Below are 14,207 nucleotides of genomic sequence, written 5' to 3'. Positions count from 1 at the left end.
GCGCCAGGCTGGCGCCAGAGGCAATTGGCTGATGTCGCGCTTGCCTTCGACAGTTACGGCGTAACCCACAAGGGTTGCGTGCGCCAGACCAATGAAGACAGCCTGCTGCTCGAGCCCGGGAGCGGGGTCTGGGTAGTTGCCGACGGGATGGGGGGCCATGACGACGGCGAGTTTGCCTCGGCAAGCATAGTCGAACATCTCGCCACCATCGGCATTGCCAGTTCCCCGCCGGATTTGCGCGCCCGCTTCGAAGACCGGCTCGAGCGCGCCCACGACCAGATCCGCCTGATCTCCGCCGAGCGCGGCGTCACCATCGGCTCCACGCTTGCGGCGCTGCTGGCGATGGACGGCAAGTTTGCCTGCCTCTGGCTCGGCGACAGCCGCATCTATCTCGTGCGCGACAAGGCCATCTCGCAGCTCTCGCACGACCACACGGAGGTGCAGGAGCTGGTCGACAAGGGCGCCATTTCGGCCGAGGAGGCGCGCACCTGGCCGCGCCGCAACGTCGTCACCCGGGCCATCGGCGTCAACGACGAGATCGCCCTCGACTTCCATCAGGGCGACATCAAGCCGGGCGATGTCTTCGTCCTGGCGACGGACGGTCTCACGGCCCACGTGCTGGAGGAGGAAATCGAAGCTGCGGCGGCGACCGCATCCCCGCAGGCTGTCTGCGCCGAGCTTCTGGAGAAGGTCCTCGCCCGCGGCGGCACGGACAACGTCACCATCGTTGTGGTGCGAATAGTGGGGGCGACGGATGGCGCGGCTCCGATGTCCTTCGCAGAAGGCCGCTAGCCGTCCGCGCCTGCTGTCGGCGCGCCGGTGGGTGCTCAACCTTGCCTGTGCCGCAGCGAGCGCCGCGTTCCTGACCGTCCTGTCGCCCGTCCAGGCGCATGCCGAGTTCACGGTCTGCAACCAGACCCTGGATGTGGTCAACCTGGCCGTAGGGCAGCAGAGCGACGGCTCTTTCCAGACGGAAGGCTGGTGGACCGTCGGGGCCAACCAATGCGTCAACGTGATCCGTGAAGAGCTCGCAAACCGCTACATCTACATCTACGCCACCGACGTCTTCGGCAACGCGGTTCTTGATGGCTCCACCGACATGTGCGTCGAGCGCCGCCGCTTCGTCATCCGCGGCACCGACGACTGCTGGGTGCGCGGCGAGGTGGCAGCGCGGTTCTATGAGGTCGATACGCTCCAGCAGGCGCGCTGGACATTCTTTCTGACCGCCCGCGCGCCATGACGCACGGCATCGACACCAGTTTCCGGCGGAGAAAGCTCGAGCGGCAGGCTCAGCTCAAGAAGTCGCGGTCGAAGAAGATCGTCGCGGCGGCCGGGCTGCTTTGCCTGCTCATCTTCTCCGCCGGAGCTTATCTCGGCTACGGCTACTGGTTCGCTGCCGACTATGAAGGAGACCTGCAGCCGACCGAGGAAGCCGATGTGGTGCCCGCAGACGCCGGCGTCTACGTTCCCGCCATCCTCGACCTGGCCGGCGATCCGATGTGGATCAACCTGTCGCACGAGGCAGGTACCGGGAGCAGGCGCCAGTCGGTGGCGAGGCCGCTGGAACTCGGCGCCGACGGTGTTTCCCCCCAGGTCGCGTTTCTCTCCGACACCATGCTGTCGACCAGCGAGCGCTTCATGACGACGATCCCCTCGTCACAGGAAGACTTCGCCTTCTTCCAGGCCCAGCGCGGCACTTCCGTTGCTCCTGCCGAGGAGCCGGCGGTGCAGGCACCGGAAGCGACTGGCGATGAAACAGCCAGCGGCGATGCCGATCTAACCGACGATGCCGGCGCCGGCTGGGGCGAGACCATCGACGAGGGCGAGGCTCCCCTGCCGGCCTTCGAGAAGACTGCGGTCGAAGACAACACGAGCATCGCAACCGTCACGCCCCAGGTCGAGCGGTTCGAGCCGACGCAGGACATCTTCGTCAAGGTGCTGACCGCGAGAAGCCTCGAGAGTGTCGCGCTTGAGGCGCATTTCGCCGCCGACGAAGCCAAGCTCGCCGCCGACGCCCTGAAAACCCAGTTTGCGTTGACCGGCCTCCAGCCCGGCTATGTCGTCGCCATGCGCGGCTTCATGCCGCGCCGCGATGCATCAGGCTTCGCCCTGATGCAGGTCTCGGTCTATGCCATGAGCAAGTATGTCGGCACCGTCGCGCGCAACTCCAGCGGGCTGTTCGTCTCCGGCGTCGACCCTTGGGTACGCGATGACCTGTTCAACTATTCGGGCCGCCCCGAGACCGGCGCGCACAAGCGCCAGTACCGGCTGCTCGATGCGATCTATTCAACCGCGGCCCGCAACGACGTGCCGACGAGCGTGCTCGGCGAGGCAATCATGTATCTCTCGCGCGGTCACGACCTGAATGCCTTCGCGACAGAGAAGCAGCGTCTGGTGCTGCTTTATTCGGAAACGCCGCGCGGCAAGGATGGCCTCGGCGGACGGGTTCTCTATGTCGGCGTGCTCGGCGGCGGAACGAACCTCGAATGTTTCGTGTTCCGGGAAGGCGAAGGCGACTTCGCCTGCGTTACCCCAGACGATCAGGTACGTTCGCCGGCTGCGGCCAACGGCATGATGACACCCGTCAACGGGGTCATGACGTCGACTTTCGGTCCGCGCATGCACCCCATCCTCAAGACGGTCCGCATCCACAAGGGCGTCGACTGGGCGGCCCCCGTGGGCACGCCGATCGCCGCCGCCTTCGACGGCCAGATCGTCTTCGAAGGCGACGGCAAGGGCTATGGAAACCTGATCCGCATTTCGCACGCCAACGGGCGCGAGACGCGCTATGCCCATATGCAACGCTTCGCGGCAAACATCACCGTGGGAATGACGGTCAAGGCAGGCGAGGTCATCGGCTATATTGGCACGACGGGTCTCTCGACCGGCCCGCACCTGCATTTCGAACTCTACCAGGACGGCCAGGCGATCGACCCGCTGGGAACCGTCACCGTCGTCGTCTCCTCCGACGATTCAGCCATCGAGCTGCTGACAAACCGCATCGTCCATGTCGAAAGCGGCGGCAGCGCGACGGCCAAGAACCCGCTGTCGTCGGCAACCGGGCTGGGCCAGTTCATCTCGAAGACATGGCTGCGCATGATGAACACCTACAGGCCCGACCTGGCGCGGTCGCTCTCGACCGAAGAGCTTCTCGCCCTGCGCTACGACCCGACCATCTCAAGGGAAATGGTGCGCAACCTGGCGCGCGAAGGCGAGGCCTATCTCAAGGAGCGCGGTCACCAGATCACCGCGGGACGGCTGTATCTTTGCCACTTCCTCGGGATGGAGGGTGCGAACCAGGTGCTCTCCGCCTCGAGCGGCGCGATGCTCGTTGACATATTGGGCGTCAGCGTCATCAAGGCCAATCCCTTCCTGACAGGCAAGAACGCCAGCTATGTCGTCTCGTGGGCGGAACGGAAAATGACCGGCAAGGTCCCGGTCATCGCAGCCCAGCCAACCGCCCCTCAAATCCCGATACGACAGGCGTCGCCGGAATTCGAACGGTACAAGGCTGCCATCTCGCGCCTGCTCGAGGCTCAGGCGGCCAGCCTGTAGCGCGCGCCTCAATCCCCCGCCGTTTCGCTCATACGCAGAGAGGCGCGGCAGGGCCTTTGATTGTTGCCCTTGCCTGCAGCGTCAGAGCATCCAGTTGCCACCGTTGACGAGAAGCGTCTGGCCGGTAACGTAGTCACTCTGGTCGCCCGAAAAGAAAGCCACGGCATTGGCGATGTCTTTCGGCAGGCCCATGCGGCCGGCGGGGATGCCCTTGCTGATGCGCTCGATCAACTCCACAGGGAGTTGGTCGATTGCGCGGGTGCGCGTCGCGCCCGGACCGACTGCGTTCACAGTGATGCCGAAGGGGGCGAGCTCCCTGGCGATCGAACGCGTGAACCCTATCACACCGGCCTTGGCTGCCGAATATTCCCAGGTCTTGAGCGACCCGTTCACAGCCGACTCGGAGGTGATGTTCACGATCTTGCCGTACTGGCGCTCCTTCATGCTTCCGACGACCTGGCGGGAGCACAGCACGCAGCTCTTCAGGTTCACGTCGAGGATGAAGTCCAGCACATCCATGTCGGCATCGGCGAAATCCGACATGCGGCCGCGAGCGCTCTGCCCGACATTGTTCACGAGGATATCGACGGGTCCAAGCGTGGCGACAATTTCTTCAAAGGCATTTTCGATCGCCGTGCGACTGGTGCAGTCGACGCCGAGGCCAAGGGTCTTGACGCCACCCTTTCCGATGTCGGCGGCAACGGCCCGGGCCGCTTCCGTGTCAAGATCGATGACGGCGACGGAAGCGCCGTCTGCCGCGAGGCGCGCCGCGCACGACTGCCCAATGCCGTTGCCACTTCCGGTTACGACAGCCACCCGGCCTGTGATTCCGTTCATTGGGGTTCCCTCTCGACACTGCCTCGCCTGCACGGAATTGCTATGCCGTAGGCGAGTTGTTGTCCTAGTCCCTTCGGACGACCGCGAGGCGGTATCCTACCGCGACGAGACGCAGCGAATGCCGGGCAATCGGCGACGACCGGCGCTGCAACGGTGAACAGGAAGTCTTTTCCCGGTCTTTCTTCCTGGCCAACGAAACGGCAGACGAACGTCAATCCCGTCCCGCCCGCGGCAGCTTTCGCCGGTCCAATTGCCTTCTTCCGGGAACGATGGGCTGCGCCCCGCGTTCGGAAGGCAACATCAAGGGGAAGGTCCCATGCTACGTCTTCTGGCACTGCTTCTGTTCGGATATTGCACGTATCGTATCGGCCGTGAGTTCATCGAAAGCGTCCCGAGCGATTTCGACCTCGTAGGGGAGCCTCATCCCCTGCTCCCTTCACCCGAGCGACAAAGGCATGACGCGCATGTGGCGCGCAAAGACCGGGTAATCCTCAGGAAGCGGGTCCGGCGCGCTTAGGCGTTGCGTCGCTTCTGCTTGCAATAAGCTGCTACTGGACCTCGAAGGTCGGCTTGAACCAGGCCGGTGCAAGACTGCGCTCCAGGTCCAGCGACCGCACGTTTGTCCGGTCGATCACTTCGACAGGCGGCCCGACATGGCGGTAGCGCAGGGTGCCCTCGATTGCCCGGATTGCCTGGTCAATGGCGATCCGGCCTTGCAGAGGCGGCGAGTCGGTCGGCGCTGCGACCACCTTGCCCCTGAATATCTCCCGATAGGTACCGTGGGTGAAATAGTCAGCCAGGATCTGGACGTGATTGGCGCGACCCTGTGCCCGCAAGATGCTGACGGCGGCATCTGCGGTTGGCGCGCTGCCGATGATATAGTCGATATCGGGTTTTGCCTCGAGCAATTCCTCGATCAGCAAGAGCTGGATCTCGACACCGGTATCGCCCCATTTGACTGCGGAGATGTTGGCCGAACTCTGCTCCAGCGCGCCACGGAAACCGGACTCGACGAACTTGACCCACCCCGCCCCCTTGGGCCCGGGAAACCAGGCGACGCTGACCGGCATCGAGCCAACCGGATGCATTCGTGCCAGATAGGCACCGATCGACTGGCCCATTTCCTCCCATGAAACGCCCGACTTGGCCGCGATGCCGGCGTCGTCGATGTCGTTGACGGCAGCGATAACCGGCATGCGTTTGGCGATTTCCCGGATGGTCGGCGTCAGCCCTTCATAGGACACAGTACCGACGATCAGTGCATCGGCATCGGCGCTGCAGTTACGGATCTGCTCGATCTGGCGGTCGAGATTTGGATAGCCACCAGCCTCGACCACCGTCAGGTTGACACCTGCCGAACGCGCCTGCTCGACCATGCCGTAGTTCACGCTGACCCAGTAGGAATCCTTGAGATGCGGATAGGAGGCACAGATGCGCCATGGCTTTGCCGCCCTGGCGACCGGCTGGTAGTCGATAACAGTCGGTTTCCTGGAATAGTCGAAGGGCGGCTCCCAGGCGTTGAGTTTCCAAATCGTCACTGCCTCGGCCGCAACAGTGGAATGGCTGCTGCCAAGCGCCAGGCACGCGACGGTCAGCAAGTTCAGGCACTGATGTCGGAAGCGGGAATTCATCGCCATACGCTAATGCACGACCTCGAAAATCGAAATCGATTTTCGGAAAGGACCAATTCAACATGCTGCCGCGTCCATTGCGCGTCGACCTGAACGCGCTGCGCTGCAGACGGCTTCCGCTTGCTGCGCGAACCATGGTTATATGAGCCATGCTTCATAGGTTCGGCATCGGCGGGAGGCTGTTCCTCGCCTTCCTGTGCATCACTGGCTTGTCCCTGACATCCGGCATCGTCAGCTGGCTGATCCTGCGCAACATTGCCGATGCCCAGGCCGTGGTGAACGCGCAGGCGCTGCCCGCGGTGGCCGCCACCCAGCGCACCGCCGAACTCAGCGCCAAGCTGATTGCTACCGCACCCGCCCTGGCCGCCGTGCGCTCGCGCGAGGAGCTGCAAGCCGAGCAGACCAAACTGGCGGGCCTGTCGCAGGAGATCGTCCGGTCGCTCGCCGAGGTCCAGCGCCTGTCGATCGATCCCGAACTCGTCACGGCATTTGCCGGCTCGGTCGAGAAGATGCTGGCCAACCTCAAGCAAAACAACGAGCTGGTGCGGCAGCGGCTGGACGAGGACAAGGCCTATCGCGCCGCAGCCGATGCGGCGGCGACAGCCGCCCAGTCGATCCTGCTTCTGTCGGAAACCCTGATTTCCAATGCCTCCGCCGGCGCATCGGCGGTGACGGCAAGCCTCTATGGCCTGATCGGCGATCCGGCACGCCGCGAAGATGCCTACGTGGCGCTCGACCGGCTCGTCGAACACGACATCTACCTGATGGAGCGGATGTACGAGCTGCGCCACCGCAGCGCCCAGGTCAGCCTTCTGATCAACCGGCTGAGCCGCGCCGAATCGAAGGCCGAGATCAACGAGATCAGCAACATTTTCCAGGACCATGTGAAGGTGATCCGCCGGCGTGTCCTCAGTATCGACGACCCGGTTCGGCGCAAGCAGGGCATGGAGTTCTTCGGCGCCATCGAAGCGGCGGTCGGCGACGCGCCGGTGGCGGCAACCGTCTTCGGCCGCCGTCAGCACGTCATCGATCTGGCCAGCAGCCTCGAGGCCATGGCCCAGGCCAACCGCGACCTCGCCGTGACCCAGAACCAGGTCGCCAGGAACATCCTCGACCGATCCGACGAATTTGCCAGGACGACGGCGGAACGTGCCGACAACGCCGTCCGCATCGGTGTCGTCGTCCTCGTCGCAACGCTGTTCGGCGCCATCCTCGCCTCGGGCGCCATCGTCTGGTTCTATGTCGAGCGCAATCTCGTCCGCCGCCTCAGCGGCCTGTCGCGAGCCATGCAGCGCCTGACGGCAGGCGATCTCGACGTCACCGTCACCGACAGCGGCGACGACGAGTTGCGCACCATGGCGGTTGCTGTCAACCAGTTCCGCGACGAGTCGCGCCGCCGGCTCGAGCTCGAACAGGAGCGGGAGCGCATCACCGACGAGCTCCGCCGCCACCGCGAGGAACTGCAGCATCTCGTCGAGGAACAGACAGAGCAGATCAGGCTGGTCAACACGCGCCTGCGGCACGAGGCGGTTGAGCACGATGAGGCGCGCGCCCGCGCCGAACAGGCGAACAGCGCCAAGTCGGCCTTCCTGGCCACGATGAGCCACGAAATCCGCACGCCGATGACCGGCATGCTGGGCATGATGCGGCTGCTCTCCGAGACGAGGCTGGGTCCGAAACAACGCGAACACCTGTCGGTCGCGGCGAGTTCGGGCGAGGCGCTGCTCGGCATCCTCAACGCCATACTCGACTATTCCAAGGTCGAGTCGGGCAATGTCGCCCTCGACAAGGTCGATTTCGATCTCGCCAAGCTGGTCAGCGGCGTGGTCGCCTTCATGCGTCCGATGGCGACCGAAAAGGGGCTCGAGCTCAGGCTCGTCCTCGACCGCAAGCTTTCGCCCGCCTTCAGCGCCGATGCCGGCAAGATCAGGCAGATCCTGTTCAATCTGGTCAGCAACGCGATCAAGTTCACCGAACGGGGCGATGTGCTGGTCGACGTCAAGGTGGCGTCCAACCGCAAGGAGGCGCAGGCCGTTCGCCTCACCGTCAAGGACACGGGCATCGGTGTTTCGCCGGAGCGGCAGCAGGACGTCTTCCAGCCTTTCACCCAGATGGACGCTTCGATAACCCGCCGCTTTGGCGGCACGGGCCTCGGCCTCGCGATCAGCCGCGACTTCGCCCGCCTTATGGATGCGGAGCTGAGCGTCGCTTCGCAGCCGGGCAGTGGCAGCGTCTTCACGCTCGACATCACGCTGCCCAAGGCCAAGGCTGCCCTGCCGGCCGACAATCACAGCGTGCGCGCCAGCATGTCCGCGCCGTGCAGGATCCTGGTGGTCGAGGACGACGACGCCACGCGACTTGTCTCGACCACGGTCCTGTCCAATGCAGGGCACGACGTGAAGGCGGTGAGTTCAGGCTATCTTGCGCTCGCTGCGATCGGCGCCTTCCGGCCCGACGTCGTCGTCATGGATGTCAGCCTGCCCGGCATTGACGGCATCGAGACGATGAACCGCATTCGGGCGAAGCTTTCGGCGCCCGATCTGCCAGTCGTGGCGATGTCGGCGCATGTCTTCAAGACCGATATCGAACGTTATCTCGATGCCGGCGTGGACGCGTTTGTCGCCAAGCCGATCGTGCACGAGCAATTGCTCGACGCCGTCGCTACCCTGTCGGGCCGTTCCTCCAAGCCTGGCGATCAGACCTTGCCCGCGCTTGACGCGACCGCCTGCCAGGCGGATTTCGACGCATTGGGCTCCGATACGGTACTGCGGTTGCATCGGATCGCCCATGACAGCATGCCCCGGCGTTTCCAGTCCATGCACGACGCCGTGAAGGCGGACGACCGCGAAGCCTTGCGCGACCTCGCCCACGCCACCCGCAGCACAGCCGGTTCTCTGGGCTTTCCAAGGCTGCTGAAAACTGCGGAAAAACTCGAAGCCGTGGCGGTGGACACGCCTGCAAGTGATCTGCGACAGCTCGTCTTCGCTTGCGAGGCAGCCTTCGCCGAGGGATCGCGGCAATGGGCGAAACTGCTGCAAGTTGCTGCCGCCGACGCCCCCCATTCGGCATAGCGGGGCGGGAAACCTTACGCTCCTGGCATCGGTTGGTTGGCGCCCGGGGCGAAGAAATAGCCCTCGCCATGCGCGGTGACTATGATGCGGGGCGTGCGCGGACTGTCGTTTAGCTTCTGCCGCAGGCGCCTGACCAGCACATCCACGGTGCGGTCGCTGGCATCCCACTCGCGCCGCGATATCTCGTGCAAGAGACGCTCTCGTTCCAGCACCTGGCCGGGGTTGGCGGTCAACACCGACAGCAGCTTGTACTCGGCGCCGGTCAGCTCGACGAACGTGCCGTCTGCAGCCTGCAACGTGCGGCGCGCCACCTCGAAGGTCCAGCCATGGAACTGGCGCGTCCCAGTGGGCAACGCAGGTTGCCGGCCCTTGCCGACACGGCGCAGCAGGCCCTTGACCCGGGCCAGCAGTTCCCGATGCTCGACAGGCTTGGTGACATAATCGTCGGCGCCGATTTCGAGCCCGACGATGCGGTCGATGGTGTCGGTCCTGCCAGTGACGAGAATGATGCCGACGTCGGAGCGCTCACGCTGCTCACGGGTCAGCTTGAGTCCATCCTCTCCAGGCAAGTTGATGTCGATCATCAGCAAATCGGCCGGATGCCTGCCCAAGATGGCGCGCATCTGCTCGCCATCTTCAGCCTCGCTGACCTTGTACCCCTCGGCCAGGAAGTAGCCGGCCAGCTTGGCTCGCGTGACCGGGTCGTCCTCGACGATCACGATGTGATGCTGAACCCGCATGCCATCCTATCCTCCCGCTTCCATTAACATTTTTTCACAATTCGGACCACGACTTTTACACGCCGGCCGACACCGGTTCACTTCTCGCCGCTATCTTTGCGGGGATGGAGCGGAAATCCAACCGGCCCGCAGAGGCCGACATTCCTGCGCTCCATGGGAACAATCGCAACACAAAGGAACGGGAGGTTCAATGACCAATTTCGCCAAGTCCGCATCGGTAGCCACGATCCTGGCATTTACGGCCGGCACGGCATTCGCCGAGGATTCCACCGACGTCATCAAGATCCCGACCCACAACTGGTCGAGCCAGGTCGTCGGCGCGCACATCGTCGGCAAGCTGCTTGAGAAGGGCGGCGCCAAGGTCGAATATGTCTCCGCCGACAGCCAGGTCGTCTACACGGCACTGTGCGAAGGCGACGTCAGCCTGGTGCACGAAGTCTGGGAAGGCGCCTTCGGCGTGGCGTTCCAGAAGGTGGTCAAGGAAGGCTGCGTCGTCGATGCCGCCACCCATGACGCCAAGACCCGAGAGGAATGGTGGTATCCGACCTATGTCGAGGAGGTCTGCCCCGGCCTGCCCGCATGGGAGGCGCTGAACGCCTGCGCCGACAAGTTCGCAAGCGCCGAAACAGCACCCAAGGGGCGCTTCCTCGGCGGTCCCGTCGACTGGCTCAAGCACGACTCCGAGCGCGTCGAAGCCCTTGCCATGAACTTCGAGGTCGTCAACGCCGGTTCGGCCGCAGCCCTGTGGGCGGAACTCGAATCCGCCGTCAAGCGCAAGGAGCCGATCGTCCTGTTCAACTGGACGCCCAACTTCGTCGAGGCGCTTCATGACGGCAAGTTCGTCGAGTTCCCGGCCTTCGATCCCAAATGCAAGGACGATCCGGCCTGGGGATCCAACAAGGAACTGAGCTACGACTGCGGCAACCCGAAGGACGGCTATCTCAAGATCGCCGCCTGGAAGGAATTCCCGACCAAGTGGCCCAAAGCCTACGCCATCCTGCAGAAGATCAACTTCTCCAACATGGACATCGCCGTTCAGGCCAAGCTCGCCGACATCGACAATATGGAGCCCGACCAGGCCGCCGACAAATGGCTGGCCGACAATGAAGGGCGCTGGAAGACCTGGCTCGGTTCCGCCAGCTAATCGCTTTTCCACACGTCTTGTCATGGCATCGTGACGCCCGCGCATGAGGGCGCCACCTTGCCGCGCTTACCCACCGCCCTCGGCGAGAGGCAGACATGTCCGAACCCAAAATCGCATGCCGCAACCTGTGGAAGCTCTATGGCTCCGATCCGGCCGGTTTCCTCAGCCGCCAGGGCGGTTCACCCTCCATCGAAACCATCCGAGCCGAAGGCTACATTCCAGCCGTCCGCGACGTCTCGTTCGAGGTGATGCCGGGCGAGATCCTCGTCGTCATGGGGCTCTCCGGCTCCGGCAAATCGACGCTGCTGCGCTGCCTGGCAAGATTGATCGAGCCGACATCGGGCGAAGTGATGTTCGAAGGCCGCGACATCCTCGCCGCTTCCGAACGCGAGCTGATCGACCTCAGGCGCCACAAGATGGGCATGGTGTTCCAGCACTTCGCCTTGCTGCCGCACCGCACGGTGCTCGACAATGTCGCCTTCCCGCTTCAGGTTCGCGGCACCGACCGCCAGAAAAGGGAGCGACGCGCCCGCGAAGTCATCGAACTGGTCGGGCTGAAGGGCCGCGAGGGCTACTATCCCCGTGAGCTCTCCGGTGGCCAGCAGCAGCGCGTCGGCATCGCTCGCTCGCTCGCCGTCGGCCCGGACGTGTGGTTCCTCGACGAACCATTCTCGGCGCTGGACCCGCTGATCCGCCGCGAGATGCAGGACGAATTCCTGCGCCTGCAGCAGGTGCTCAACAAGACGATCGTCTTCATCACCCACGACTTCGACGAAGCGATCCGCGTCGCTGACCGCATCGCCATCATGAAGGACGGCGTCGTCGAGCAGCTTGGCACCGCCGAAGAGCTGGTGACCTGCCCGGCCACGCCTTACGTCGCCGAATTCACCCGCAACGTTTCCCACGACCGGCTGTTGTCGGTGCGCGCCGTCATGGCGCCCGCATCCTCCCGTACGCCCGACGCCGCAGCCGTCCAGGCACAGGCACTGCTTGCCAGCGTCGCCCGCCAGGTGCTGTCATCGGAACGCCCGGTCGACGTGATCGACGACGGCGGCGCGCTTGTCGGCACGCTCAGCCGCGCCAGCCTGATCGACGCGCTCTATGGCAAGGAACAGTGCGCATGAGTGCCGCGACGCTGACCCGGCCGGAAGAGATCGAGGTACAGAAGCCGTTGGCGTCGATGGCCAGGCCATTGCTGGTCGTCCTGCCGTTCATCGTGCTGCTGCTTGCCGCCTCGCTGCTGCCGGATTGGGCGGTGCAAGTGCCCAAAGCCTGGACGATCCCCTTCGTCGACTGGACGAACACTGTCATCGACCACCTGCGCGACGACGCTATCTTCGGGCTGTTCTCGTTCCGCGACCTGACGCGCGGCATTGCCGAGCTGATCACCTGGCCGCTGGCCTTCGTCGAGGGCTTGCTCGTCTCCGGTTTCCCCAAGCTCGGCATCGCGGCGATGCCGTGGGTGATGACCGCGGGATTGTCGGGCGTGCTCGGCTGGTATCTCAAGGACTGGCGGCTCGGGCTTCTGTCCACCGGATGCGTCGCCTACATGGCGATCTTCGGCAAGTGGGAGCTGTCGATGATCACCTTGTCGGTGGTGCTGGTCGCCGCCCCCATCGCCGGTCTCATCGGTTTCGGCATCGGCATTCTCGCTGTGAAGAAACAGTGGTTCGAAGCGCTCATCGTGCCGCTGCTCAGTGTCCTGCAGTCGCTGCCGCATTTTTCTTACCTGATCCCGATCGCCGTGTTCATCGGCGTCGGCCACAAGGCCGGCACCATCGCCACCGTCATCTTCGCCATCCCGCCGATGGCCCGCCTCACCATCCTCGGTCTCAAGGGCGTCGCCGAAGAGGTCCGCGAGGCAGGCAAGATGGCCGGCTGCACCCGTTTCCAGACTTTGTGGATGGTCGAGATCCCGTCGGCCCGCCAGTCACTGCTCGTCGGCGTCAACCAGGTCATCATGCAATGCCTGGCGATGGTGGTCATCGCCTCCTTCGTCGGCGCCCGCGGTCTCGGCCATGACCTGTTGTTCCGGCTCCAGGCGCTGAAGATCGGCCAGGCGCTGGAAAGCGGCGTGGCGATCGTGCTGATGGCGATCACCCTCGACCAGTTGAGCCGGGCGGCAGCCTACAGGGAGCCATCGCATGTCGCGCCGGACGCCACCCTGTTGCAACGTTTCCCGTTCCTCGCCGCGTCGCTGGCGGTCATTGTCGGATCGCTGCTGTTGGCCTCGCTCACGCCCTATGCGCAGGCCTGGCCTTCCGAGCTCGCGCTCAGCACGGCACCCTTCTGGGACGCGCTCGTCGACTGGGTTACCGTCACGCTCTACGACCCGCTGCAATATCTGCGCAACGCGATGCTGCTCTACGTGCTGATCCCCATCCGCGACCTGTTCCAGACGATCCCCTGGACGGCAATGGTTGCGCTGGTTGCCGCGGCGGGCTGGTCGCTCGGCGGCCTGCGCCTCGCGCTGACCGTATCCGGCTTCGTGCTGTTCATCGCCTTCGCCGGCTACTGGGAACGGTCGCTCATTACCGCCTACATGGTCACCGTCGCCGTGCTGCTCTGCATCATGATCGGCCTGCCGATCGGCATCTGGGCGTCGCGCAGCGAGCGCCGCACCGGCATCGTCAAGCTGTTGTGCGACACCTTCCAGACCTTCCCGTCCTTCATCTACCTGATCCCTGTCATCATGCTGTTCAAGGTCGGTGACGTGGCGGCGATCTCGGCGATCATCATCTATGCGATGATCCCGATCGTCCGCTACACCATCTTCGGGCTGCGCAACGTGCCGTCCGAAATCGTCGAGGCGGGCATCACCTCGGGCTGCACCAGGCGCCAACTGTTGTGGAACATCCGCATGCCGCTGGCCTTCCCCGAGATCATGCTCGGCATCAACCAGACCATCATGTTCGCGCTGTTCATGGTCATCATCGCCGCCTTCATCGGCACCAAGGACATCGGCCAGGAGATCTTCCGGGCGCTGACCTTCAACGATGCCGGCAAGGGACTGGTCCTCGGCCTCTGCGTCGCCTTCATGGGACTGACCGCCGACCAGCTGATCAACGCATGGGCGACGAGGCGAAAACAGCGGCTCGGATTGGCCTAGGCTATCTGCGGGAGCGCGCGCTGCGTTCGACGGCGTATCCAGGCCTGTTCCTTTGGCCTCTGCCGCCGCCTTCTGCCACTATTGCGAGGGTTTCCAGGCATCCGCCATCTTACCACCGCC

10 protein-coding genes are annotated in these 14,207 nt (G+C 64.2%); 7 read left to right on the top strand and 3 right to left on the bottom strand.

Annotated features, from left to right (window positions below; translation table 11 throughout):
• Positions 1-24 precede the first annotated feature (24 nt).
• From PCJ21_RS18260 to PCJ21_RS18250, 3 genes are read left to right on the top strand one after another with little or no spacing between them, the layout of a single operon-like run.
• Positions 25-792: a PP2C family protein-serine/threonine phosphatase gene (locus tag PCJ21_RS18260; RefSeq protein WP_269932853.1), complete on the top strand. Its 768-nt coding sequence runs from the start codon at positions 25-27 to the stop codon at positions 790-792.
• 31 nt (positions 793-823) lie between these two features.
• Positions 824-1,240 (top strand): DUF1036 domain-containing protein, encoded by a 417-nt coding sequence (locus tag PCJ21_RS18255; protein ID WP_442866041.1) that lies wholly within the window; start codon positions 824-826, stop codon positions 1,238-1,240.
• On the top strand, positions 1,237-3,555 hold the full coding sequence (locus tag PCJ21_RS18250) for a peptidoglycan DD-metalloendopeptidase family protein (RefSeq protein WP_269932852.1): 2,319 nt from the start codon (positions 1,237-1,239) through the stop codon (positions 3,553-3,555). Before PCJ21_RS18255 ends, PCJ21_RS18250 begins: the two co-directional genes overlap by 4 nt.
• 81 nt (positions 3,556-3,636) lie before the next feature.
• Here PCJ21_RS18250 and PCJ21_RS18245 read toward each other — a convergent pair whose 3' ends face one another.
• Positions 3,637-4,392 (bottom strand): SDR family NAD(P)-dependent oxidoreductase, encoded by a 756-nt coding sequence (locus PCJ21_RS18245; protein WP_269932851.1) that lies wholly within the window; start codon positions 4,390-4,392, stop codon positions 3,637-3,639.
• A 548-nt stretch (positions 4,393-4,940) separates the two neighbouring features.
• Positions 4,941-6,023 (bottom strand): TMAO reductase system periplasmic protein TorT, encoded by a 1,083-nt coding sequence (gene torT / locus PCJ21_RS18240; RefSeq protein ID WP_269932972.1) that lies wholly within the window; start codon positions 6,021-6,023, stop codon positions 4,941-4,943.
• A gap of 149 nt (positions 6,024-6,172) precedes the next feature.
• Here torT and torS point away from each other — a divergent pair, with 149 nt between their 5' ends.
• Positions 6,173-9,094 carry a TMAO reductase system sensor histidine kinase/response regulator TorS gene (gene torS / locus PCJ21_RS18235; RefSeq protein WP_269932850.1) on the top strand — a complete coding sequence of 974 codons (2,922 nt, stop codon included), beginning with the start codon at positions 6,173-6,175 and terminating at the stop codon, positions 9,092-9,094.
• Positions 9,095-9,108: 14 nt separating this feature from the next.
• Here the strand turns inward: torS and torR are convergent, their stop codons facing one another.
• Positions 9,109-9,834 carry a two-component system response regulator TorR gene (torR, locus tag PCJ21_RS18230; protein ID WP_269932849.1) on the bottom strand — a complete coding sequence of 242 codons (726 nt, stop codon included), beginning with the start codon at positions 9,832-9,834 and terminating at the stop codon, positions 9,109-9,111.
• A gap of 190 nt (positions 9,835-10,024) precedes the next feature.
• On the opposite strand from torR, the gene PCJ21_RS18225 reads away from it, so the two are divergent.
• The 3 genes from PCJ21_RS18225 to PCJ21_RS18215 all read left to right on the top strand — a co-directional run bounded on the left by PCJ21_RS18225 (position 10,025) and on the right by PCJ21_RS18215 (position 14,087).
• A complete protein-coding gene (locus PCJ21_RS18225) occupies positions 10,025-10,978 on the top strand; it encodes an ABC transporter substrate-binding protein (protein WP_269932848.1) in 954 nt (317 codons plus the stop codon).
• Between the two features lie 95 nt (positions 10,979-11,073).
• A complete protein-coding gene (locus tag PCJ21_RS18220; RefSeq protein ID WP_269932847.1) occupies positions 11,074-12,102 on the top strand; it encodes a quaternary amine ABC transporter ATP-binding protein in 1,029 nt (342 codons plus the stop codon).
• On the top strand, positions 12,099-14,087 hold the full coding sequence (locus PCJ21_RS18215) for an ABC transporter permease (protein WP_269932846.1): 1,989 nt from the start codon (positions 12,099-12,101) through the stop codon (positions 14,085-14,087). The genes PCJ21_RS18220 and PCJ21_RS18215 overlap by 4 nt, the downstream gene beginning before the upstream one ends.
• The last annotated feature ends 120 nt before the right edge of the window (positions 14,088-14,207 follow it).

It is taken from the genome of Aminobacter sp. HY435 (assembly GCF_027568395.1).
In the GTDB taxonomy this organism is placed as follows: domain Bacteria; phylum Pseudomonadota; class Alphaproteobacteria; order Rhizobiales; family Rhizobiaceae; genus Aminobacter.
Note: the sequence above shows the minus strand (reverse complement) of the source record. Positions and strands in the feature narration are given on the sequence as shown.

Coding starts and splice junctions, on each gene's coding strand:
- torT (WP_269932972.1), bottom strand. CDS start 6,023: ATGAATTCCCGCTTCCGACATCAGTGCCTGAACTTGCTGACCGTCGCG.
- PCJ21_RS18245 (WP_269932851.1), bottom strand. CDS start 4,392: ATGAACGGAATCACAGGCCGGGTGGCTGTCGTAACCGGAAGTGGCAAC.
- PCJ21_RS18250 (WP_269932852.1), top strand. CDS start 1,237: ATGACGCACGGCATCGACACCAGTTTCCGGCGGAGAAAGCTCGAGCGG.
- PCJ21_RS18220 (WP_269932847.1), top strand. CDS start 11,074: ATGTCCGAACCCAAAATCGCATGCCGCAACCTGTGGAAGCTCTATGGC.
- torS (WP_269932850.1), top strand. CDS start 6,173: ATGCTTCATAGGTTCGGCATCGGCGGGAGGCTGTTCCTCGCCTTCCTG.
- PCJ21_RS18225 (WP_269932848.1), top strand. CDS start 10,025: ATGACCAATTTCGCCAAGTCCGCATCGGTAGCCACGATCCTGGCATTT.
- PCJ21_RS18215 (WP_269932846.1), top strand. CDS start 12,099: ATGAGTGCCGCGACGCTGACCCGGCCGGAAGAGATCGAGGTACAGAAG.
- torR (WP_269932849.1), bottom strand. CDS start 9,834: ATGCGGGTTCAGCATCACATCGTGATCGTCGAGGACGACCCGGTCACG.